Consider the following 19,243-nt stretch of genomic DNA (forward strand, 5'->3'; position numbering starts at 1 on the left):
CGCGCCAGGGGCCCTGGGGGCTGCGGCGCTGCTGGCTGCCGCAGCCGGAGCGGTGATCCTGCATCAGGTGCAGGATCGGGCCCTGGGCGGCGCGGCTACGCTGAGCGCGCGCCGCCTCATGTACAGCGACGCGTGGCAGCTTGCCCGGTCGTCGCTGTGGCTGGGACGTGGCGGGGAGACGTGGCGGCAATCCTACCTTGCCATTCAGTCCCAGCCCTACGTGGGTGCCGAGGTGCACAGCGGATATATGGATATCCTGCTGAATACGGGAGTGATCGGGTTGCTGCTTGTCCTTGTTCTGGTTAGCTCTATGGCTGCGGGGCTCATTGCTGTGAGCTCCCGACTCATGCCCGCTGCCCTCGTACTGATCGGACACGCGGCCGTGGACTTTGACTGGAGCTTTGGGCTGGTATGGCTGCTGCTGTTGTGGCTTACGGTAATGGGCTTCGCTGGGGCCTCATCTGGTCCGGAAGTGCAGGATGGACCTAACGCGGCTCAAAGACGCAAACCCATCAAAATAGGGAAGAAGCTGCTAGCCGTTTATGGAGGGAACCGGGGATATCGGCCGTTATTATCGCTGCCACTGCTCAGGGTTACGGCGATCATTCTGCTTGGGGGCTGGGTTCTTCTCGCTGCTGCGCTGGGCATCAGCGAGGTCAAAGAGCGATGGGCCGCCTCGGAACCGTCCGGACCTCAGATAGCGCTCCTCCAATCCTCGTTAAAGTGGAACCCCGCCAACACGGAGGCGGCACTGAATCTGGCCGATTGGCTTCCCCCCAGTCAGCGAATCCCGCTGCTGAAGCGAAGTTTGGTGTATGCACCGAATCACCCGGGGCTAAGCTGGAAGCTGGCAGAGGCTTATTCGCTAAGAGGCGAATCGGAAGAGGCGGCAGCCTGGTATATAGCGGCCATCGATCGGGATCGGTTCAATGCAGCTAAGCAGACCGGAGCCGTGCTGAAGCTGGCTTCCCTTGCAGATTGGCACCGGACGGCAGGGGATCCCGCCAGATCGGTTAAGGCGGCCCGGACCGGTTTGGATATCTTGAAGCGCTATCGTTCGCTTGCGGTCGATTTTCGTGAGATGGATGATCATCGAAATGACCGGGAATTCGATCTGTCTATGCTTGCAGCGCGGCAGGCCAACCGTTTGGAAAAAATACTGAATGGGGGAACACGGAAGCATGCCGCAAGGCAGCCCATGAAAGCAGATATCTCCGTCCAGCGCTAACGCGAATCGTGCTTGTATCGTAACCCAGAGCGGCTTACCGCGTGCCTGTGCGTGTATCAGGATGGTTGCTTCAATAGTTACGGAGTCCACGCTCTGACGACACGCAGCGATTCGTTTGTCCATACGAACGGTGTTGGAAGCACCGAGCTGTCGTTTGATTGCTGCTTGAGCCATCGAAAGTTTTTGCTTACTGTCCATTCCACAGCAGATAGCGGAACAAGGAAGAGCAGCGCTATCCGCCGAAGGCATCCCGGAAGGCCGAGGCCAACTGACGTTCCGGAACCTGCCACAGCTCGGCCAGTTCGCCGCAGACGTCCTTTTCCCACCAGTCGCACAACAGTTTCTTGTTGCTGTAGTTTTCGTGGATCCAGATCAAATTGCCGATAACCTTCCGGTAATACAATTCTTCACCTTGCTTCAAGGTTTCCGGAGGAAGGTACAGTTTGAGGCGTTTGGTCGTACGGTACAATTCTTTGCTGCAGGCCCGCCGTATCCCGCGCGGGGAGGGGGGCTTGCTGCCCGGTCGTTTGGCATGGGGAGAATGCATGCGTAACTCACTCCTTTGCTCCACCATATGTCCCGAAACCGGCGAAAGTCACAGTGCCGCCTATAATTGGGCGCAGTAGAAGGCATGTCCCGGGCTGTGTTAGAATAGGCTAGTACAAGAAATCAACGCAGTAGGAAAGCGGGGGACAAGCGTGGAGTTCTTTTACGAGGTTGTAGGCCGACTGTTTGAATGGATCCAGCAGCTGGGCTATTTCGGAATCATGCTCGGATTAATGGTGGAGGTCATCCCAAGCGAGATCGTACTTGCCTATGGCGGTTATCTGGTTTCCATGGGTGAGGTTCATTTTATCGGAGCCATGATTTTTGGTACCGTTGGCGGTGTGCTAGCACAGTTGTTTATTTATTGGATCGGCCGTTACGGAGGCAGGCCCTTCTTGGAGAAGTACGGGAAGTACATACTGATTAAGAAGAAGCATATCGATTATGCCGAGGAATGGTTCGGCAAGTACGGTACCGGCGTTATATTTACGGCACGGTTTGTACCGGTGGTACGGCACGCGATTTCCATCCCGGCCGGCATATCTAAGATGCATGTGGGAAGGTTTACGCTGTTGACCACCCTTGCGGTTATTCCATGGACGGCACTATTCTTATACCTCGGAGTGCTTCTGGGTGATCAATGGGAGCATATCGACGAGAAGGCAGGGCCGTACGTGCAGGAAATTCTGCTGGGAGCATTGGCCGTCATGATTCTTTATTTTTTGATAAAATGGATAAAATCATCGAAGGCGAGGTCGAAATAACGAATGAGTATGAATATGGCAAATCATTTGGGGACAGGCATATCACCACAGCAATTTATGGACGGCATGCAGAAGAATCAGGAGACGTTCAAGGCAGGGTATGAACAGTTTGTCTGGGAGAATGAAGAGGATAAAGAGTTCTTTGAAAGCCTGAATTTCCGGGATGACCTGCGGGTCCTCATTCTGGCAGCGGACTGGTGCGGTGATGTTGCACGCAATATACCTGTCGTTTTTCGTGCGATGGAGACTGCGGGGATTGAGACGGAAGTGTTGATTATGGAAGAGAATCTGGACGTCATGGATCAGTTCCTGACCATGGGCGCCCGTTCCATTCCGGTTGTTATCATTTCGGATACCGGAGGACATGTTCTCGGTACATGGGGGCCGCGTCCGGCGCATGTGCAGAAGTTTATGATTGAGTTTAAACAGAACAATCCGGATCGTGAAGCATCGGACTATCAGGACAACCTTGCCGCCACACGACAAAGCATTATTCAAGCCTACGGGGAAGGGTATGAGTTCCACGCTGCCATCATTAAGGAATTGCGTGAACTTATGTCAGGGTTCTAATCATGACACTTCATATTGAGACCTTTAATTTAGGACCGCTTCAGACGAATGCTTATTTACTGACAGGGCCTGTAGAAGGCAAAGCGGTCATTATCGATCCCGGCATGAACCCGGGGCCGCTGCTGAAGCGAATAGCCGATTTGGAGATTGAAGCGATCCTGCTGACCCATGCGCATTTTGATCATATGGGGGGTGTCGAGGAAATCCGCAAGCTGAAGGGCTGCCCCGTTTACCTGCACACCATGGAGAGTGAATGGCTGTCCAGTCCGAAGCTAAATGGTTCGATGATGTGGCCACAGGTAACGGAACCGCTGTCCACCGGGCCGGCTGAGTACGATTTGGCGGATGGACTTGAGCTGCAGCTGATCGGACATACCTTCAGCGTCTTTCATACACCGGGCCATTCACCGGGAAGTGTGAGCTTCAAGTGTGGAAATGATCTGTTTTCCGGCGATGTGCTGTTCCGTCTAGGCGTTGGGCGAACGGATCTTCCTGGAGGCCGTGAACGTGATTTGATTGATTCCATTCAAAATACGCTGTATACCTTCCCTGATGAGGTCGTTGTGTACTCCGGCCATGGACCTCGGACAACCATAGGCTATGAAAAACAGCGGAATCCTTACGTCCCTGCCAGCCGATAAGATAGCTTCCGACATAAATCGGGAAACTTTGTCTGGACAAACATAGACAACATTGATACAATACGGTTAATTAAATGTTACCCTTGCGAAGCACGCAGACTGTGGAATTCATCCCGGTTTGCGTTCTTTTATTTTTATGGGGAGTTTTTTTGGCATGGACGTGATGAGGGGGAAGCGCCAGTGAGGAAAGATCATCTATCGCTGTTGAACGGGAGTGTTACAAGGAGCGAAGCGATTGATCGACAACCGGAGTTCCACCGGCAGACCCAGACCGAAATATCTTCTGTTGTCTGGGACAGGCTGGTGAAGGATGAAGGGATAGCACAGCAGCCATGGCATCATCGGCTGCAGATTATACGATTTAATCAATAGATCGACATACGAACATGACACCCTCATCATGAACTGAATGTGTTTTTTCTATTGGAGAGGGCAGCCGGTTTTTTGCCGGCTGCTTTTTTTTGAGTTTTTTAACAAATACCGATGAATTTCTTCCGAACATATTTGGACTATATAAAAGATATCATTCCGTACACGATAAATATAAATATCCGTTTGAACGATTGGCTGTTGTTAATCGTATTACGGGTGGAATGTGAAAGAAGGTGATGATTTCATCATGATCCCTGATGAAGAGGGTTTGATACGACAAGCGCAATTAGGAGATGCAGCGGCTATGGCGCTGCTGTTCAAGCAGCATTATTCCTTTCTTTATAAATATTTGCTTAAGGTGACGATGGACCCGATGGTTGCAGAGGATACTGCACAGGATACCATTGTTCGATGCATGGAGAATATGAACCGTTACAACGGGACGTCATCTTTTTCCTCATGGATGATAACCATTGCTACCCGATTGTTTATCGATAGTACCCGGCGCAAGAAGCGGGAGAAGAAATGGCTGGAGCAGGAGGCGGTTCAGTCGGCAAGGCGGATGCGCTGGCAGATGGAGCGGCGGGGAGAAGATTGGACAGACATGCTGGATGGATTATCGCGCTTATCCGAAGATCACCGGATTGCCATACTGCTGAAGCATTATTACGGTTACAGCTATGATGAAATCGGAACCATGCTTGGCATTCCCGAGGGAACGGTAAAATCACGAACAGCCTACGGTATCAAGCAGCTGCGAAAGGAGATGGGTGATGATGGTCAAGGGGCCTGAGCATGAGGATGATGCTTGGATTGAAGGATTGACTCAAGAGTTGAAAAGAGTAGATGAATTGTTTGAGGACGTGCCGTCGCCCTCTCTGGAAGGAATGCACAGGTTGGCCGTTCATACCTTGGAGCGGAAGCGGCGACGGATGAAATATGAATTGCTGCTTTTTCTTCTGATTTCACTCTTTATCGTTGGTGGCGGATTGATGGCTGCCTTGGCGGCGCCGAAGATCCTGCTGTTTATTCACGGGTTCGGCATGGTTGCCGGGATTTCCGTTCTTGTATTTTCCAAGAGTCTGAGATCTGCCGGAAAGAAGGGGATCTGATGAATGAAGTTAACGAGAGCCCGCTGGGAGTGATCATCCTTGCCGTTGTGCTTGTGCTGATTCAAGGGACATGGCTTTTCTTGGATGCCAGGAAGCGGGGGCTTGGCAAGATGGCTTGGTTCTGGGGAATATGGGGGTCTACGACAATGCCAATGCCGCTGCTCTTTTACTGGATATTCGTCATCCACAAAGATGACCGCAAGTCTTAAGTTTCTTCATTATATATGGAACATGGGGGATTATTATGGAAATTAACTGGGGATTGATTTGGCCGATTCTTGCACTGCAAGCCATTCTCGCGGTAACAGGTCTGATATCTTTGTTTCGGGCAGAGCCAGCAAGCATACGTGGACCGAGATGGATGTGGGTATTGATTATACTGCTGGGTAACCTTATTGGCAGCGTTGCTTATTTCGTTGCAGGGAGGCGAGAAGCTTGACGGAAAAACTTTTAAGCATTCATGAATTGACGAAAAGCATAGGAAGCATCACGCCGGTTAAGGGCATTTCATTTGAATTGCAGCGAGGGAGCTGTACTGCCCTGCTTGGTCCTAATGGTGCCGGCAAAACAACTACACTGCGGATGCTGGCCGGATTAATTCCTCCAACCCGGGGTGAGATCCGATATGGATCAGCCGATACGCAAACGAATGGCTGGCGTCACCGGATCGGTTACTTGCCTCAGTACCCGAAGTTTTACAGCTGGATGTCGGGCATGGAGTACTTGTCTTTCAGCGCCAAGCTGTCGGGATTATCCGGACGAGAGGCTACTAAGCGAAGTCGGGAAGTCATCGAAATGGTTGGCCTGCAGCAGGCGGCCAAACGCCGAATATCCGGTTACTCCGGCGGAATGAAGCAGCGGCTTGGCATTGCTCAAGCGTTGGTGCATAAGCCTGAGCTGATCATGCTGGACGAGCCGGTATCGGCGCTTGATCCGATCGGACGTCGTGAGGTTATGGACCTGCTCAATCGCTTGCGAGGGGAAGTCACCGTTCTGTTCTCAACCCATGTGCTTCACGATGCGGAGGAAATCTGCGATGACATGGTACTGATGGTAGACGGGGAAATTGCGGAGAAAGGCGCGATTAGCGAACTTCGCACGAAATATCGGCAGCCGGTTCTATCAATTGAGGTTGAACCGGGGGAGCGGGAGGTTGCTTGGCTCGACAGTCTTGCGAACCGTCCTTATGTGCATGAGATCGAACTCGGCAAACGCGGCGCCAAGCTGATGGTGACGGATATGGATGTTGCGCGGGCTGCTTTAATCAAGGAGCTTGCCGATGACGAAATCGAGCTGCTTCGTTTTGAAGCAGGCACGTCTTCGCTCGAGGATATGTTTATGAAGGTGGTGGGCTCATGAAGCCGTTCTGGATTTATTATCAAAAAGAAATGCTCGAGGCAAGCCGGACCTATAAATGGATTTGGGTTCCTGCAGTCTTCCTGCTTCTTGGCATTATGCAGCCGGTCTCCACCTATTATTTGCCGGATATCCTGACCATGGCCGGGGAATTGCCCCCGGAAGCGGCGGCATTATTTACCGTCCCGTCCGCCGAGAGCGTTATGGCATCAACCTTGAGCCAATTCAGCACCATCGGCCTGCTGGTGCTTGTGCTGGCGGGAATGAACACGGTAGCAGGGGAGCGGGCAACCGGCACGGCTGAGCTTGTTCTCGCCCGCTCGGTCTCCACGATTCCCATGATGTCTGCCAAATGGGCCGCCTTGATGACGTTGCTGGTCGTTTCTTTTGCGATTGGACTTGGCGGTGCTGCATATTACACGTATCAGCTCATCGGTCCTTTGGAATGGGGATCGGTTACCAGCGGCGGGGGCTTATATGCTGTATGGCTGGCCTGGATCGTAACGCTTGTGCTGCCGCTCGGTGCCGTCCTTCGCGGGCCGGCTGCGGCCTTCATCAGCTTGGCAGTTGCCGGCTTACTTTCGCTCTTATCCGGTTTGCTGCCCTCCCGCGTTCTATGGAGCCCGGGCCGTTTAAGCAGCATGGCCGCTGAGCGAATTCTTGGCGCAGGGAGCAGCGCGTGGTCACCGATACTCGTTGCCATGCTGATTATGGCGGTGTCGATTATCGTTGCCGCGAGGCTGCTTAGAAGGAGTCCGCTGTCCCCGCAATCCTAGTTTTCATGGGAGATTCAGGTTTTATCTGAATCACATGGACATCTCTATCTTTTTTTAGTAGACTATGAAGACAAGAAAAACGTCATCGACGTACGTTATCAGAAGAGAGACCGTATTTAGCGGAAGTTTTTCTTGCGAGATAAGGATGATAAACCTCTGAAGTTTATATTTTCTTATCTCTTAAAAAAGGATAGACAACTCAGGAGGTAGACGATGCTGCGTTTAGGGGAAAAGATTACAATCGTTGCGGACGCCTTTGAGCAGAATCTTCCAATCGGTCAATACGGTTATATCATCGCTTATGACCGAAATCCGGACAATGCGTTCGATTACGTCATTCGGATTCCGAGCCTCAACCGTAATTTTTTTGTTCCGGCAGATGATGTAGAGCTGGAATCAATCGTGTTGAAGCAGGAAGCCGAGCGGGTCGAGCGGGAAGCGCTCATCGATTTCGCCCTGTCGACATATAATGAGAAGCTGTTTCATCAAGTGATGAACGGCGAGTTGGAAAGTGTTGAAGAGGAAGAAGAGACCAAGGAAGCAATATCCCAGGCGGATTTCATCAAACAAGTGAATCTTCGTGCTTGGATTTAGAAGAGTCGGCTGAGGCCGACTCTTTTTTGATGGAATGGAAAAGTAACCTCGAAGCGGCAAGCTTCAAGCTGTTTGGATTGAATCTTGCATGCTTCTACAATATAATGAGAAAAGTTGTCGTGACAGACTTTACCCCTTTAACTGGATAGGGGCATGAAGGAGGATGTAAAGCCATGAGCATTACCGATAAGGATGTTCAGCATGTAGCGAAGCTGGCCCGTTTGAATTTGACGCCTGAAGAAGAGCAGATGTTTACCGGCCAACTGAATGCGATTTTACAATATGCCGAGAAGTTAAATGAATTGGATACAGAAGGCGTTGAGCCGACTACACACGTGCTTCATCTCAGCAATGTCATGAGAGAAGACGAAGTGCGCGAGAGCTTGCCCATCGAGAAAGTGCTGCTTAACGCACCGGATGAAGAAGACGATCAAATTAAAGTACCTGCTGTTTTGGAATAGCCTGAAGGGAGGATACACACTTGAGTCTGTTTGATTACAAGTTAACGGAGATACATAACAAGCTGCAGAATAAGGAGCTTTCCGTAACCGATCTGGTTGACCAAGCTTTTACTCGTATTTCCGAACGTGAGGATCGGGTGAAGGCATTTATTACTTTGGACGAAGAGGGTGCTCGTTCATCCGCCAAGGCTTTGGATGAGAAGCTGGCTTCAGAGGGGACGCGCGGACTGTTGTTCGGGCTTCCTGTCGGAATCAAGGATAATATCGTGACAGAAGGACTTCGCACCACATGCGCAAGTCAGTTTTTGTCCAATTTCACACCGGTTTATGATGCAACGGTTGTCGATAAATTGCGTGCAGCGGATACGGTGACGATCGGCAAGCTGAACATGGATGAATTTGCAATGGGAGGCTCCAATGAGAACTCCAGCTTCTACCCCGTGCGCAACCCATGGGACCTAGACCGGGTACCCGGTGGATCAAGCGGCGGCTCGGCTGCGGCCGTAGCTGCAGGCGAAGCTTACTTTGCGCTGGGTTCGGATACAGGCGGTTCCATCAGGCAGCCTGCCTCTTATTGCGGTGTCGTGGGACTGAAACCAACCTATGGCCTCGTATCCCGGTTCGGTCTTGTTGCCTTTGCATCATCGCTGGATCAGATCGGACCTTTGACAAAAAATGTGGAAGATTCCGCTTATGTCCTGCAAGCCATTGCCGGTTATGATCCAATGGATTCGACATCTGCAAAAGTGGACGTGCCCGACTATCTGAGCGCGTTATCCGGAGACGTTACCGGTCTTCGCATTGCTGTGCCTAAGGAATACTTGGGCGAGGGCGTAGACGCTGAAGTGAAGGAAACCGTTCTGAACGCACTGAAGGTGCTCGAAGCGCTGGGCGCTACCTGGGATGAAGTTTCCCTGCCGCATACCGACTATGCGGTAGCAACGTATTATTTGCTCGCTTCTTCGGAGGCCTCTTCGAACCTGGCCCGCTTTGACGGCGTGCGCTATGGCGTTCGTTCCGACAATGCAGGCAGTCTGATTGACTTGTATCATGAGTCCCGCAGCCAAGGCTTCGGCGATGAGGTGAAACGCCGCATCATGCTGGGTACCTATGCGCTTAGCTCGGGTTATTACGACGCCTATTATTTGAAGGCACAGAAAGCTCGTACGCTCATCAAGCAGGACTTCGATAAAGTATTCGAGCAATATGATGTCATCATCGGACCGACTGCTCCGACTACGGCTTTCAAGCTGGGAGCTCAGGTTGACGATCCGCTGACGATGTATTTGAATGACATCCTGACGATTCCTGTCAGCTTGGCAGGTGTGCCGGCAGTGAGTGTTCCTTGCGGATTTGCGGACGGACTACCCGTTGGCATGCAAATTATCGGCAAAGCCTTTGATGAGTCGACCGTGCTGCGCGTCGCGCATGCCTACGAGCAAAATACTGAACACCACAAACGGCGCCCTGAACTGTAAACCGGCGGCAGAGAAGGAGGGAAACAATCGATGTCTACATCAAAATATGAAACGGTTATCGGATTGGAAGTGCACGTAGAACTGCATACGAATTCCAAAATATTTTGCGGCTGCTCCACTGCGTTTGGAGCCCCGCCGAACACACATACATGTCCCATCTGTCTTGGCCATCCCGGCGTGCTGCCCGTATTAAACCGCCAGGCTGTGGAATATGCTATGAAGGCTGCGATGGCGCTGAACTGCACCATTGGCGATGTCAGCAAATTTGACCGCAAGAACTACTTCTACCCGGATTCTCCGAAAGCCTACCAGATTTCCCAGTACGATCAGCCGATCGGTGAAAACGGCTGGATCGATATTGAGGTGGACGGAAAGACGAAGCGAATCGGGATTACCCGGCTTCATCTGGAGGAGGATGCCGGTAAACTCACGCACGTGGATGGCGGATATGCATCACTGGTTGACTTTAACCGCGTAGGCACGCCTCTTGTTGAGATCGTGTCCGAACCTGAGATCTCAACGCCGGAGGAAGCCAAGGCTTATCTGGAGAAAATGCGTGCGATTATGCAATACTGCGACGTTTCGGATGTGAAGATGGAAGAGGGCTCGCTTCGCTGCGACGCTAACATCAGTCTTCGTCCTTGGGGACAGAAGGAACTCGGCACGAAGGCCGAGCTGAAGAATATGAACTCTTTCCGCGGCGTACAGCGCGGTTTGGAATATGAGCAGTACCGGCAGACGGAAATTCTCGATGAGGGCGGCGTGATTGTACAGGAAACCCGCCGCTGGGACGAAGCCCAGGCGAAAACCTTCTCCATGCGCGGGAAGGAGCAGGCGCACGACTACCGTTATTTCCCGGACCCGGACCTCGTATCGGTGCATATTAGTGAGGAGTGGAAGGAGTCGGTTCGTGCAACGATTCCGGAGCTTCCGGATGCCCGTAAGGCCCGCTATGCTTCAGAGTATGGTTTGCCGGACTATGACGCTGCGGTTATCACGTCGTCCAAGCTGCTCGCCGACTTCTTCGAGGACAGCCTGAACTATACGAAGGATGCCAAATCCGTATCGAACTGGATCATGGGGGATTTGCTGGGTTATTTGAACTCGAACAATCTGGAGTTGTCTGAAGTGAAGATCACCGGCCAAGGCCTGGGCGAAATGATCGGATTGATCGAGAAGGGAACCATCAGCAGCAAAATCGCTAAAACCGTCTTCAAAGAGATGCTGGAGAGCGGCAAGCTGCCTGCGCAAATCGTTGAGGAGAAGGGCCTCGTCCAAATCAGCGATGAAGGTGCGATCAAGAGCATCGTCGAGCAGGTGGTTGCAAACAATCCGCAATCCGTGGAGGACTACAAGGCAGGTAAACAGAAAGCGATCGGCTTCCTGGTTGGTCAAGTGATGAAAGAGAGCAAGGGAAAGGCCAATCCTGCGCTGGCCAACAAACTGCTGGTTGAGGTGCTGAACGGATAATCAACGTTCATCCGTCATGTTCCCGAAATGTATTTAGATAATGGGAGCTTGTCCCGCATTAGGGGCAAGTTCCTTTTTAAGATATCAGAAAGTATGAACTTCGGAGAGGTTGCTGCCTGATATCGCAAGAAAAACTACCACTAAACGCGGTCTGTCTTCTTGGAGAGTACGCCATAGACGTTTTTCTTATAATAACTAGGTTAGGGGATGAATAAATGATAAGAGCTTTATCTTTGGAGGATAGGGATACCGTCCAGCAGATATGGAGTCTGCAGCACATGGCGTACCCTTTGGAAGCTGAATTAATCGGATTCTCGGAGATCCCTCCGCTGCAGGATACCTTCGATACGATCCGAGCGAGCGGGGAAACCTTTTTTGGTTATATAAATGAAGAAGGCGATCTTATCGGAGCTATTGCGGTAGAGCCGGAACAGGAGCAGGTCACCATATCACGGATGATGGTCCATCCCGGTCATTTTCGCAAAGGAATCGCCGGGACTTTAATTCGACATGTGTTGGAATGCTACAAGGAGGCGCCCATGTTCGTAGTCTCGACAGGGACGCGTAATACGCCTGCGGTAACGTTGTATGAGAAATTCGGGTTTGTAAAGAATCACGCTTTTGAGGTTGCTCCGGGCGTGGAATTGACCGAGTTCCATCTTCATATACACTGAATGATATAAGCATAAGCGATTGAAGCCGACGTGAGGGGAGTATCGTTCTTTTGAATAATCCTTGGGTGATAGATAATGTATCCATTTTATTAAGATTGCTGCTGGCTATGCTGCTTGGCGGCTTGATCGGTTTTGAACGCGAACGTTCCAACCATGCTGCAGGACTGCGCACGCATATATTGGTATGCTTGGGTTCTACCCTTATTATGCTGTTATCCATTTACGGTTTCTCCGATTTTGTAGACGAGATTAACGTTCGGATTGACCCTGCGCGCTTGGCCACGGCCGTCATTACAGGGATCGGTTTCTTGGGTGCCGGTACCATTCTGTTTACCGGTAAATCCATTACCGGATTAACCACCGCCGCGTCCATCTGGGTTGTGGGAGCCGTGGGGTTGGCGGTTGGGGCAGGGTTTTATTTTGCCTCGATTGTATCGACGGTGCTCATTCTTCTTAATCTGGTTGTCTTCAATAAGCTGGAGCAGCGTTACATCCGCGGCAGTAAATTGCATCTGATCACCATCCATGCAGCGAATACGCCGAATATTTTGGATGACATATCCGCTGTTCTGGAGGAACAGGAATTCGTGATCAAGAAGCTTATCGTTAACGAACGAAGCAGTGCGGCATACGGGGAGCTGCAGCCTGCGGTATTAGGGCTCGAAATCTCGCTGCAAGTCTTGACCGATCGCAAATTCGAACCGATGGAGATCACCCGGCAGTTGCGGGGAATCGGCCATGTAACCATGGTAACGGCTGAATAGGATATGGAATGAACCCTAACAAACGGCAACTGCTGAATCACCGGCGGTGCCGTTTTTTTGTAGGTTTGCCAGCTTTCTGAGGACGGCCTATCCAGTTTTTTGCCAGTTACTTCGGCTCCTCGTTGGGGTACTATCAAAGAAAAACATCGTAAAACAACGCCTGTCCTAGGATGTTTGGAAGGAGGCGAGATGGTTATGAATCCAACACCCGAACCACAAACCGAAGTCAGCAAGAAGAAACGGCTTTCGATTCAGGTTAAGCGTCACCCGGGGCTGCAGCGAAAAAAGCGGAAATTATATGCACTTCTATTAGCCGCTCTCATTCCGGGTCTGGGTCATGTGTACCTCGGTATGTACCGCAAGGGGATAACATTTGTGATGCTGCTGCTGCTGGATATATCGGCGCTTTTATATTTCTCTTCCATCGGTATGCAGATCAATGTACCGCTGCTTGTCGTTTTGGGTCTTCTGATTCCGGTAGGATATTTTTATAACGTGTATGACGTGCTGCAGGCAGCGGAATATATCATCTCTCGAAAAAGGCGCGGTGAGGCAGCCGCTGCTGCTTCCAAGGACGGAAGAGGATGGAACCATCCGTTCCGGGGTGAGCGGGGAATCGCTTTTGGCATCATGTTGGTTGTTACCGGGACCCTGCTCATTTTGTTTCACCAGAAGCCGCCTTGGCTGCAGGCAGGAATCCGCGACTATGGTGCGGAAGCCTCTGCCATCATGCTGATCGTTATCGGGATATGGTCGGGAATCCGGGAAGCTCTCCGGCACCGAAGAGACAAGGGCAAATCCCTATAGTACACGTACAGCGGCACGGTGGTCATGGCCGCGTCATAAGACGAGGGGAGGAGACGGATGAAACATAAAATTAGAGTGGGACGATATACAGCCGCCATACTGCTTGTCTGTACAGGCGTGTTGTTGCTCCTTGACGAGTGGAGAGGCACGGATTATATATTTATGCTCCAGCGTTGGTGGCCGCTGTTGTTTATCCTGCTCGGCGTTGAATATTTAGTCAGGTACACGCTGTCGCGTCTCTTGGGCAGACGCAAAGAACTTCGGTTTCGCCCCGATATGAGGGGGATTCTGCTGGCAGTGGCTGTTACGGCCTCCGTATTCGTCATTTCCCAGCAGGAGCATTTTCTCCATCTCTGGAACCGGGTGAGCCTGAACTTGACGGCAGCGGGAGTGGATTATAGCGAAGCTGAAGATAACCGGTTTCAGAAGCCGATATTGGAGATTCCGGTGGAGCTTGAAACCGAGAAAATCATCGTCGATCACTTAAACGGGGATATCTCCATCACACGGCAGGATGTAGATGATATCAAGGTGGAGACGGAAGTATGGGTGGATCATGAGCAGCCCGGTTTGGCTGAAGCGATCGCCGAGCAGTCGACGATCGAAGTGGGGGAAGGCAAGACGATCACGATTCGGTCCAAGGGGAAGGCCTATGGTGAATCGGGTAAACGGCAGCCCCGTATGAACGTGAACATCGCGGTTCCGGATGATCGGCGGTTCAATTTTGAGATACGGACGATGAACGGAGCCATTACCTTAAACCGCGTGGAAGCGATTGAGAATATTTTGCTGGAGAGTGGTAACGGGCCGATTACGATGGATCGGATTTACGGAAATGTGACGGGTAAGACCTTAAATGGCGAAATTACGGCGCGCGGCGTTACCGGTAATATTAAAATGTCCACCAACCGCGGGAATATGCTGGCCGTCGATATTACGGGCGAAACGGATTTGACCACGCAAGTGGGGAATATGACGGTAAAGCGAACGACCGATCATATCCGGGTTCAGACGAGAAACGGCAACATTCTGATCAGCGGGGCAGAGTCGCAATTAAGCGCTGAATCTCTTAATGGCGGAGTGGCTATACGTTCATCCCGCATTGGTGGGGATTGGAATGTATATAGTGCGGTTGGCGAGATGAATCTTCACGTTCCGCTCGAGGGCGATTACAAGCTTGAAGGGACGATTAGCTACGGAAGAATTCTGACGACGCTGCCCAATCTTCTGATCGAACAGAAAACCATCTCCGGCGAATCCGGTACAGGCGAACATTCCATTCGTATTGAGGGAAACAGTAATCTCAACATCTTCCGAAGCTATCCGGAACAGGAGGAAGGCCGGAACAACGGGGGCTGGACGCCTCTGCCGGATTGACAACATTCCAAGAAACGCCGTACAATGAAGTCTAAGAACGTTATAGGTTTGGTAAAAACCAGTTAAACTTAAAGGCGGTGGGCAACCATGGGAACGTCCGTACAGCATGCGCTGGAACAACTGAAAACGACCGGTGTCCGTATCACGCCGCAACGTCATGCGATTTTAACGTATCTGGTGGAATCTATGGGCCATCCGACAGCGGATGATATTTATCGGGCTCTGGAACCTAATTTTCCTAGTATGAGCGTAGCCACAGTATACAACAATCTAAAAATGTTTATTGAAGCCGGCATGGTGCGTGAGCTGACGTACGGGGACAACTCGAGTCGTTTCGACGCCAACGTATCGGATCATCATCATGTCATATGTCAGAGTTGCGGTAAAATCGAAGATTTCAGCTATCCGTCCCTTGAAGATGTTGGAATACAGGCTGAGAAGAGCACCGGATTTGAAGTAAAGGGACTACGAATGGAGCTGTATGGGCTCTGCAAGTCCTGCCAATAGACGCCGGTTGTTATAGATAAACGTGCGGAATGAATCATTCCACACGTTTTTATTTTTAAGGGCGTTATTCAACGTTAAGGGGTTAGTAATGAGCGAGAGTGAAATGGGGGAGTAGTTTGGCAAGAAGAAGATATCGGGGAAAGAAGAGGCGTACGAGAGGAAGCTCTTTCTTTCTGGGGTTGCTGTTGATCGCGGCTGGGGCCTGGTGGGTTGTCACCACATTATTTCCCAACCAGACCTATACTGTGCCGGACTGGCGTGGAATGGACAAGCCGATTTTTGTTCAGGGGGAACTGCAGGAACAGCCTGCCCGGGGCTCCGGCGAAAAGCTGCTGCTGCCGATAACGGTTATTCAGGAGAGCGTGGATGCCAACATCCGTTATGAGCAGGAAACGGATTCCGTCATTGTAACAACTTCGGAATCGGTATTCCGCATGAAGATGAACAGCACGAAGGGCGAGCTGAACGGCAAGGCGGTTACCATACCCTACGCACCTAAGCTGATTGACGGCATTGCATATGTTCCGATTAAGGCGCTCAAACAGCATTATGGTGTGACCGTTCACGAGGACACGGCGACAGGCGCCATTATTCTGATGCGTGCGGGAGATTCAATTCAGTTTGCCGAAGCAGCTCCCGGTAACCCAGAGGAAACCGTGAGTCTGCGCGAGAGTGGGGAGAAGAAGTCTCCGATTGTACTGGATATGCCGGCCGGTGAGCGCCTTCGCGTATGGCGTGAAGAAGAGGGGCGGTTGTTCGTCCAGGCGGATAACGGATATACGGGATATGTTCTTAAAGAGCAGGTTAAACTTGGGGACGTGAAGGAAATTCCGATGCTTGCGCAGACTCCGTCGAGGGCAGAGCTGGAATGGAAGGATAAGTCGGTCAATTTGGCTTGGGAAGCTGTTTATACCAAAAATCCCAGCACGGATAGCATTGGCGAACTGCCCGGTGTCAACGTGGTCAGCCCGACGTGGTTCAGCATTGTGGATGGTGAAGGCACGGTCAAATCTAAAGCGGTTAAGCAGTATGTTAGCTGGGCCCATAACAGGAACATGGAGGTTTGGGGGCTGATGGACAATAGCTTCGATCCTGACATGACAACCGAGGCGCTGTCTACTTTCGATAGAAGATCGCATATTATCAAGCAGATGCTGGCTTATGCCAAGCAATATAAACTTGACGGAATCAATATTGACTTTGAAAATGTCCACACTAAAGATAAAGATCATGTCGTTCAGTTCGTAAGGGAAATGAAGCCGCTGGCCAAAGCCAGAGGGCTGATCGTTTCCATCGATGTGACGCCAAAATCGAACAGCGAGATGTGGTCGCTCTTTCTCGATCGGAAACGACTCGGAGAGACGATTGATTACATGATGGTGATGGCTTATGACGAGCACTGGGCCACGAGTCCGAAAGCGGGATCCGTATCCTCGCTGCCATGGGCCGAGCAGTCGGTAAGGCGAATCATGGAAGAGGACGAGGTACCGTCATCCAAGCTGGTGTTGGGCGTGCCGCTATATACACGGGTCTGGACGGAAACAAGCGAAGCGGGAGAGGCGAAGGTGTCCTCCAAAGCGATTGGGATGGAGAAGCTGCAGACTCTACTTAAGGAAAAGAAAGTGAAAGGCTCGCTGGATGCCAGTACAGGGCAGAACTATGTTCAATTCACGGAGGGAGAATCCATCATGAAAATATGGATGGAGGACGGTACTTCTCTGCAATCCCGAGTGAATATGGCTAAAAAGCTGAAGCTTGGCGGCATTGCTTCATGGAACCGGAGCTTTGCCATTCCGGAAACCTGGCATGTTCTAAAGACGATACATGATTAAGAATTAACTGAACTTATCTTACATCAACATAAAGAACCCGGTTATCGCGAGGATAACCGGGTTCTTTATGTTTAATCGTCTTACGAGTTGCGAATCCTATAGAATATGCAGGTTCTGCAAACCCCTTTAGGATTTGGTTTGCTGGGCTTCAAGCTCTTCTGCTGTGATGTTGGCCTGGCCTGGATCCAGTGTCAGAATGGTATGGCAGAACATGCAGCGGTCGGTTTTTCCCAACATCTTGGTCAATTTATTGCATTCCGGACACTGAATTTGGACGGCACTCGTGGATAACATACCTGCCCAGAAGTAAATGCCGAGACTCCCCAGCATCATAATCAGGCCAAACACCAATCCGATTCCGGCAAATATTTTGCCAGCTTGGCCGAAAAATACGATTCCGGCTGTACCAAGCACCATAAGGCCCATACCCAGCATCGTCAGCAGCAATCCCCAAGTGCGGAAGGCGTTGATTTTTGCGTTCTTAAAGATCATGGCTCGAAAACTCCTGTCATTCAAATAGTTGTTTATGAAATAACGTGAACCGAGAAATGAAATCTTGTATTCCGTTTATCGTCTTCATAAGATCTTATCTCCTAAAAGAAGGAACTTACATGGACATGTAGAATTACATTATAACTGAAATGGCTGAAATTCGCCAAGGAATGTATGGAGGGAAACGTGGAATTAACCAACTTTTCTTTTTATTATGGAAATACGGTTGATGAGGAAGCTGTAGGTTCGATAGCATACCGTAATTCGGACAAAAGGCAGCAAGGATTGCTTGTTTATGATTTTGAGGTCAATATTGTTGTCGTGTATGACGGAACACCTGACGAGCCTCCCATCCAGCATTCTATCGTGGGCGGGGAACGCTGCCAGGTGGTAAGTATCGGGCTGGACTATTTGCATCGGGAACTCCTGAGCGGCACACACAAAGTATTGATCAAATGCTTCCTAGAAGGAGATATCATAAAAGACGATCAAGATCGCCTGTCCAATCTGCGCCGTGATTTCCTTAGGTTTGCTGAACCGTTCCGGGAGCAAAAATTGTTTATTGGTTTTGCCCACTTCCTACAAAAGTATATAGATGCCAAGATGCTCTTGAAGGAAGAGCGGGTTCTGGATGCTTACCATACTCTATTAGAAGGTCTGCATTATTGGGGGCAGCTTGAGCTGATCGAACGGGGGATTCATCCGGAGTCGGCTGTTTGGGAGCAGATTACAGGATTGAATACACCCGTCCGCAAATTATATGAAGAGCTTACGGTCAGTACGGAAACGCTCGGGCAACGAGTGGAGCTGGCCCTGCTGGCATATGAATTCTCCATGATATCCAAGCTGGAGAGCTCATCAGCGCTGTTGCTTCGCGTATTAAGAAGCCGACGGAATCCCTGGACGATACAGGAGCTTATTCTCCACCCTGAGCTGGCACCTGTAGGCAAGGAGCTGCCGATCGTGATGCGCAAGCTGGTCTATCAATCACTTGTGAAGGAAGTTCCGATTTGGAGAGGAGTCCGATCCTATGGATCGGAAGCCATCCGGTACTACACCGACTAAGGAAGGACGCGAGTCCTTCCTTTTTTGTGTCGAAGTATTTGATATACGGTTATAAAACAGCGTCTTTAGGAGACAGTATCTAACGTTAGCGTAGATAAAAAGATGTTCTAAGGCAGGCTGAGATGCGTCAGAACGTTTGTTACAAGAAGTCGAAAAATAATTTGACGAATCATGTTGACGAGCCACCTGTTTCTATGATAAATTATAACTCGCCCCTTCGAAAGGGACTTTGATAATTCGGTTAAGAAAATGTCGAATTAAAAAGTTTTCAAAAAAAGTTCTTGACGAAACGATGGGCACCATGATATATTATAAAGGTCGCCGCTGAAAATGAGTTTTCGGCGAAAGACAACGAAG

Annotated in this window: 25 protein-coding genes; 22 read left to right on the forward strand and 3 right to left on the reverse strand. The window is 50.7% G+C overall.

Annotated elements, in window-relative coordinates:
- The coding region (locus PLA01S_RS31315) for an O-antigen ligase family protein (protein WP_174819288.1) at window positions 1-1,228 on the forward strand (1,228 nt) is incomplete at its 5' end.
- A 77-nt stretch (window positions 1,229-1,305) separates the two neighbouring features.
- Here the strand turns inward: PLA01S_RS31315 and PLA01S_RS32935 are convergent.
- Entirely contained in the window at window positions 1,306-1,431 is a 126-nt protein-coding gene (locus PLA01S_RS32935) for a hypothetical protein (RefSeq protein ID WP_272868178.1), read from the reverse strand.
- 29 nt (window positions 1,432-1,460) lie between these two features.
- Complete coding sequence (locus PLA01S_RS31320; RefSeq protein ID WP_009594078.1) at window positions 1,461-1,775, reverse strand: hypothetical protein; 315 nt, start codon at window positions 1,773-1,775, stop codon at window positions 1,461-1,463.
- A 151-nt stretch (window positions 1,776-1,926) separates the two neighbouring features.
- Here PLA01S_RS31320 and uptA point away from each other — a divergent pair, with 151 nt between their 5' ends.
- The 20 genes from uptA (at window position 1,927) to PLA01S_RS31420 (ending at window position 17,329) form a co-directional block, all read left to right on the forward strand.
- Window positions 1,927-2,538 carry an undecaprenyl phosphate transporter UptA gene (gene uptA / locus PLA01S_RS31325; RefSeq protein ID WP_127596589.1) on the forward strand — a complete coding sequence of 204 codons (612 nt, stop codon included), beginning with the start codon at window positions 1,927-1,929 and terminating at the stop codon, window positions 2,536-2,538.
- Window positions 2,539-2,541: 3 nt separating this feature from the next.
- Window positions 2,542-3,108, forward strand: a complete 567-nt coding sequence (locus tag PLA01S_RS31330) for a thioredoxin family protein (RefSeq protein WP_127596592.1) — start codon at window positions 2,542-2,544, stop codon at window positions 3,106-3,108.
- A 2-nt stretch (window positions 3,109-3,110) separates the two neighbouring features.
- Window positions 3,111-3,749 carry an MBL fold metallo-hydrolase gene (locus tag PLA01S_RS31335; protein WP_127596594.1) on the forward strand — a complete coding sequence of 213 codons (639 nt, stop codon included), beginning with the start codon at window positions 3,111-3,113 and terminating at the stop codon, window positions 3,747-3,749.
- A gap of 180 nt (window positions 3,750-3,929) precedes the next feature.
- Window positions 3,930-4,121 (forward strand): hypothetical protein, encoded by a 192-nt coding sequence (locus PLA01S_RS31340; RefSeq protein WP_127596597.1) that lies wholly within the window; start codon window positions 3,930-3,932, stop codon window positions 4,119-4,121.
- 247 nt (window positions 4,122-4,368) lie between these two features.
- The gene (gene sigY / locus PLA01S_RS31345; RefSeq protein ID WP_127596600.1) at window positions 4,369-4,914 is read left to right on the forward strand and encodes an RNA polymerase sigma factor SigY; all 546 of its coding nucleotides are present in this window, start codon (window positions 4,369-4,371) and stop codon (window positions 4,912-4,914) included.
- The gene (locus PLA01S_RS31350) at window positions 4,895-5,233 is read left to right on the forward strand and encodes a YxlC family protein (protein WP_246059998.1); all 339 of its coding nucleotides are present in this window, start codon (window positions 4,895-4,897) and stop codon (window positions 5,231-5,233) included. The genes sigY and PLA01S_RS31350 overlap by 20 nt, the downstream gene beginning before the upstream one ends.
- The gene (locus PLA01S_RS31355) at window positions 5,233-5,442 is read left to right on the forward strand and encodes a hypothetical protein (RefSeq protein WP_071219592.1); all 210 of its coding nucleotides are present in this window, start codon (window positions 5,233-5,235) and stop codon (window positions 5,440-5,442) included. The genes PLA01S_RS31350 and PLA01S_RS31355 overlap by 1 nt, the downstream gene beginning before the upstream one ends.
- 35 nt (window positions 5,443-5,477) lie before the next feature.
- On the forward strand, window positions 5,478-5,672 hold the full coding sequence (locus PLA01S_RS31360; RefSeq protein WP_127596603.1) for a PLDc N-terminal domain-containing protein: 195 nt from the start codon (window positions 5,478-5,480) through the stop codon (window positions 5,670-5,672).
- A complete protein-coding gene (locus tag PLA01S_RS31365) occupies window positions 5,669-6,592 on the forward strand; it encodes an ABC transporter ATP-binding protein (RefSeq protein WP_127596606.1) in 924 nt (307 codons plus the stop codon). The genes PLA01S_RS31360 and PLA01S_RS31365 overlap by 4 nt, the downstream gene beginning before the upstream one ends.
- Window positions 6,589-7,365: an ABC transporter permease gene (locus PLA01S_RS31370; protein ID WP_127596609.1), complete on the forward strand. Its 777-nt coding sequence runs from the start codon at window positions 6,589-6,591 to the stop codon at window positions 7,363-7,365. The genes PLA01S_RS31365 and PLA01S_RS31370 overlap by 4 nt, the downstream gene beginning before the upstream one ends.
- A 213-nt stretch (window positions 7,366-7,578) precedes the next feature.
- Window positions 7,579-7,959: an ATPase gene (locus tag PLA01S_RS31375; RefSeq protein ID WP_071219588.1), complete on the forward strand. Its 381-nt coding sequence runs from the start codon at window positions 7,579-7,581 to the stop codon at window positions 7,957-7,959.
- A gap of 173 nt (window positions 7,960-8,132) precedes the next feature.
- Entirely contained in the window at window positions 8,133-8,420 is a 288-nt protein-coding gene (gene gatC, locus PLA01S_RS31380; RefSeq protein ID WP_071219587.1) for an Asp-tRNA(Asn)/Glu-tRNA(Gln) amidotransferase subunit GatC, read from the forward strand.
- A 20-nt stretch (window positions 8,421-8,440) separates the two neighbouring features.
- Entirely contained in the window at window positions 8,441-9,898 is a 1,458-nt protein-coding gene (gatA, locus tag PLA01S_RS31385) for an Asp-tRNA(Asn)/Glu-tRNA(Gln) amidotransferase subunit GatA (RefSeq protein WP_100541517.1), read from the forward strand.
- A gap of 30 nt (window positions 9,899-9,928) precedes the next feature.
- Window positions 9,929-11,368, forward strand: coding sequence for an Asp-tRNA(Asn)/Glu-tRNA(Gln) amidotransferase subunit GatB (gene gatB / locus PLA01S_RS31390; protein WP_100541518.1), 1,440 nt, complete (start codon window positions 9,929-9,931; stop codon window positions 11,366-11,368).
- Between the two features lie 215 nt (window positions 11,369-11,583).
- A complete protein-coding gene (locus PLA01S_RS31395; RefSeq protein ID WP_100541519.1) occupies window positions 11,584-12,042 on the forward strand; it encodes a GNAT family N-acetyltransferase in 459 nt (152 codons plus the stop codon).
- Between the two features lie 50 nt (window positions 12,043-12,092).
- Window positions 12,093-12,806, forward strand: coding sequence for an MgtC/SapB family protein (locus PLA01S_RS31400; protein ID WP_100541520.1), 714 nt, complete (start codon window positions 12,093-12,095; stop codon window positions 12,804-12,806).
- 195 nt (window positions 12,807-13,001) lie between these two features.
- On the forward strand, window positions 13,002-13,613 hold the full coding sequence (locus PLA01S_RS31405; RefSeq protein ID WP_127596612.1) for a hypothetical protein: 612 nt from the start codon (window positions 13,002-13,004) through the stop codon (window positions 13,611-13,613).
- A gap of 57 nt (window positions 13,614-13,670) precedes the next feature.
- Window positions 13,671-14,990, forward strand: a complete 1,320-nt coding sequence (locus PLA01S_RS31410) for a DUF4097 family beta strand repeat-containing protein (RefSeq protein WP_127596614.1) — start codon at window positions 13,671-13,673, stop codon at window positions 14,988-14,990.
- An 87-nt stretch (window positions 14,991-15,077) separates the two neighbouring features.
- On the forward strand, window positions 15,078-15,497 hold the full coding sequence (gene perR / locus PLA01S_RS31415) for a peroxide-responsive transcriptional repressor PerR (RefSeq protein ID WP_071219580.1): 420 nt from the start codon (window positions 15,078-15,080) through the stop codon (window positions 15,495-15,497).
- 116 nt (window positions 15,498-15,613) lie between these two features.
- Complete coding sequence (locus tag PLA01S_RS31420; RefSeq protein WP_127596617.1) at window positions 15,614-17,329, forward strand: glycosyl hydrolase family 18 protein; 1,716 nt, start codon at window positions 15,614-15,616, stop codon at window positions 17,327-17,329.
- A 126-nt stretch (window positions 17,330-17,455) separates the two neighbouring features.
- Here the strand turns inward: PLA01S_RS31420 and PLA01S_RS31425 are convergent, their stop codons facing one another.
- Window positions 17,456-17,821 carry a YgzB family protein gene (locus tag PLA01S_RS31425; protein WP_076325456.1) on the reverse strand — a complete coding sequence of 122 codons (366 nt, stop codon included), beginning with the start codon at window positions 17,819-17,821 and terminating at the stop codon, window positions 17,456-17,458.
- A 174-nt stretch (window positions 17,822-17,995) separates the two neighbouring features.
- On the opposite strand from PLA01S_RS31425, the gene PLA01S_RS31430 reads away from it, so the two are divergent.
- Complete coding sequence (locus PLA01S_RS31430) at window positions 17,996-18,886, forward strand: nucleotidyltransferase-like protein (RefSeq protein ID WP_246060000.1); 891 nt, start codon at window positions 17,996-17,998, stop codon at window positions 18,884-18,886.
- The last annotated feature ends 357 nt before the right edge of the window (window positions 18,887-19,243 follow it).

The organism is Paenibacillus lautus NBRC 15380 (assembly GCF_004000945.1).
GTDB lineage: Bacteria > Bacillota > Bacilli > Paenibacillales > Paenibacillaceae > Paenibacillus_AQ > Paenibacillus_AQ lautus.

Bases quoted from the DNA above. Each gene is read 5' to 3' on its own strand.
- PLA01S_RS31395 (WP_100541519.1), top strand. From the start codon at position 11,584: ATGATAAGAGCTTTATCTTTGGAGGATAGGGATACCGTCCAGCAGATA.
- gatB (WP_100541518.1), top strand. From the start codon at position 9,929: ATGTCTACATCAAAATATGAAACGGTTATCGGATTGGAAGTGCACGTA.
- PLA01S_RS31375 (WP_071219588.1), top strand. From the start codon at position 7,579: ATGCTGCGTTTAGGGGAAAAGATTACAATCGTTGCGGACGCCTTTGAG.
- sigY (WP_127596600.1), top strand. From the start codon at position 4,369: ATGATCCCTGATGAAGAGGGTTTGATACGACAAGCGCAATTAGGAGAT.
- PLA01S_RS31425 (WP_076325456.1), bottom strand. From the start codon at position 17,821: ATGATCTTTAAGAACGCAAAAATCAACGCCTTCCGCACTTGGGGATTG.
- PLA01S_RS31360 (WP_127596603.1), top strand. From the start codon at position 5,478: ATGGAAATTAACTGGGGATTGATTTGGCCGATTCTTGCACTGCAAGCC.
- PLA01S_RS31410 (WP_127596614.1), top strand. From the start codon at position 13,671: ATGAAACATAAAATTAGAGTGGGACGATATACAGCCGCCATACTGCTT.
- PLA01S_RS31405 (WP_127596612.1), top strand. From the start codon at position 13,002: ATGAATCCAACACCCGAACCACAAACCGAAGTCAGCAAGAAGAAACGG.
- PLA01S_RS31355 (WP_071219592.1), top strand. From the start codon at position 5,233: ATGAATGAAGTTAACGAGAGCCCGCTGGGAGTGATCATCCTTGCCGTT.
- PLA01S_RS31320 (WP_009594078.1), bottom strand. From the start codon at position 1,775: ATGCATTCTCCCCATGCCAAACGACCGGGCAGCAAGCCCCCCTCCCCG.
- PLA01S_RS31370 (WP_127596609.1), top strand. From the start codon at position 6,589: ATGAAGCCGTTCTGGATTTATTATCAAAAAGAAATGCTCGAGGCAAGC.
- gatC (WP_071219587.1), top strand. From the start codon at position 8,133: ATGAGCATTACCGATAAGGATGTTCAGCATGTAGCGAAGCTGGCCCGT.
- perR (WP_071219580.1), top strand. From the start codon at position 15,078: ATGGGAACGTCCGTACAGCATGCGCTGGAACAACTGAAAACGACCGGT.
- PLA01S_RS31335 (WP_127596594.1), top strand. From the start codon at position 3,111: ATGACACTTCATATTGAGACCTTTAATTTAGGACCGCTTCAGACGAAT.
- PLA01S_RS31350 (WP_246059998.1), top strand. From the start codon at position 4,895: ATGATGGTCAAGGGGCCTGAGCATGAGGATGATGCTTGGATTGAAGGA.
- PLA01S_RS31430 (WP_246060000.1), top strand. From the start codon at position 17,996: ATGGAGGGAAACGTGGAATTAACCAACTTTTCTTTTTATTATGGAAAT.
- PLA01S_RS31330 (WP_127596592.1), top strand. From the start codon at position 2,542: ATGAGTATGAATATGGCAAATCATTTGGGGACAGGCATATCACCACAG.